Genomic DNA, 1,341 nt, shown 5'->3' on the forward strand with positions numbered 1-1,341 from the left:
ACAATGCTGAAAATATGCCCTTGATCATAACCTACAACAAAAAGTCCTACTGCAAAGATTATAGCTAAAAGTGCAATTGCAAATATCGGAACCTTTGATTTGGATACTGTAATCTCGGTCGGAAATGACAACAAAAAGACATAGAACGTCATATACTTAAACCATAGGATGGTTCATCCAATTTATATATTCTAGGCGCTAAATGGAATCAATGCAACAACAGATCAAGACATTGCAAAAAATTGTTTCAAGAAAAAGAACAAGCAAAGCTTTGACGTTTAGCATACCCCATGTTCTAAAGTCAATCTTGTTGTTGACAAAACAAAAGTATGTAAGCAGAACGACATTTTGTGATGAGCTGCATATAGGAGAAGGTGCAGTAAGAACATTAATTTCACATCTCAAAGAACATGAATTTGCAGATTCAATAAAAGCAGGAACATTTCTCACAATTAGAGGCAGAAACTTTGCAAAAAAGTTTCAAGAAGCAATGCCATATCAAAGTTTTTTGAAAAAATGTTGTCTGACAAATGGAAAACACAACTGTGCAATCATTCTCAGAAAAGACCATGTAACAGGTATTGGAAATGGAATGCAACAAAGAGATTATGCTATTTTATATGGTGCAAGTGATTCTTTGACTTTGAGATTCAAGAAGGAAGAATTTGTTTTTGTAGGAGATGAGGTCGTATGTTTTGCCGATGAACCAGAGATAAAAAACAATCTCATTGAGACACTACATCCAAGAAATAAAGACATTGTCATCATCACATCATCTGATGACAAGTTTGTTGCGGAAATCTCTGCAATCAACACTGCCTTGTGGACGTTAGGAACACAAAAGTAATAACTACAGAAACGATAATTTTTTGTTGAATTTGAATCAATTTTTAGAAAATGCAAGTTTTCTTTATAAACAAAAGGGTACGGCATCAAACTAATTTCACAAAACTCGCCCCCGGCACACACCAATAGTTTGATACCGCAATTGAGTTCAACCCTCTGGAACTCAGCATCATTTTGGAGATAAGTAAGATACAGATAGTCGTGAAAGTCGAATTTAAAAATAAAAAAGTGTTTTAGAAGTAATCAGCAAATCCAATCAACAAAAGATGCTCAACTGAGGATTGTTTTACACAAACAGGGTCTCCGGTGGAAACTCTCATTAACAATTCAAGGCCAGTCTTGCAGATCACATCTGAAGGATCAATACCGTTGCTAACTTGCATGTTTGGAGAATACATTTGACCTCCATCATCTTCAAATCTTTCAACATCATTAGAGGTTGAAAATTTTTATCAGTCCTAACCCTTTCATCATGGTGTCATCTTTCATCATGGT

The 1,341-nt window shown here is 35.0% G+C and carries 2 protein-coding genes; one reads left to right on the plus strand and one right to left on the minus strand.

Translation table 11 applies throughout. The features are described from left to right. The first annotated feature begins 211 nt into the window (after positions 1-211). Positions 212-847 carry a DUF4443 domain-containing protein gene (locus BD31_RS01765; RefSeq protein WP_048097342.1) on the plus strand — a complete coding sequence of 212 codons (636 nt, stop codon included), beginning with the start codon at positions 212-214 and terminating at the stop codon, positions 845-847. 232 nt (positions 848-1,079) lie between these two features. On the opposite strand, the gene BD31_RS09985 is transcribed toward BD31_RS01765, so the two are convergent. After that, entirely contained in the window at positions 1,080-1,244 is a 165-nt protein-coding gene (locus BD31_RS09985) for a hypothetical protein (RefSeq protein ID WP_008297568.1), read from the minus strand. Positions 1,245-1,341 lie beyond the last annotated feature (97 nt).

The sequence above is a fragment of the Candidatus Nitrosopumilus salarius BD31 genome (assembly GCF_000242875.2).
GTDB classification, from domain to species: domain Archaea; phylum Thermoproteota; class Nitrososphaeria; order Nitrososphaerales; family Nitrosopumilaceae; genus Nitrosopumilus; species Nitrosopumilus salarius.

What these genes read in the sequence shown, in the direction of transcription:
- BD31_RS09985 (WP_008297568.1), bottom strand. Translation starts at nt 1,244, where the DNA reads ATGTATTCTCCAAACATGCAAGTTAGCAACGGTATTGATCCTTCAGAT.
- BD31_RS01765 (WP_048097342.1), top strand. Translation starts at nt 212, where the DNA reads ATGCAACAACAGATCAAGACATTGCAAAAAATTGTTTCAAGAAAAAGA.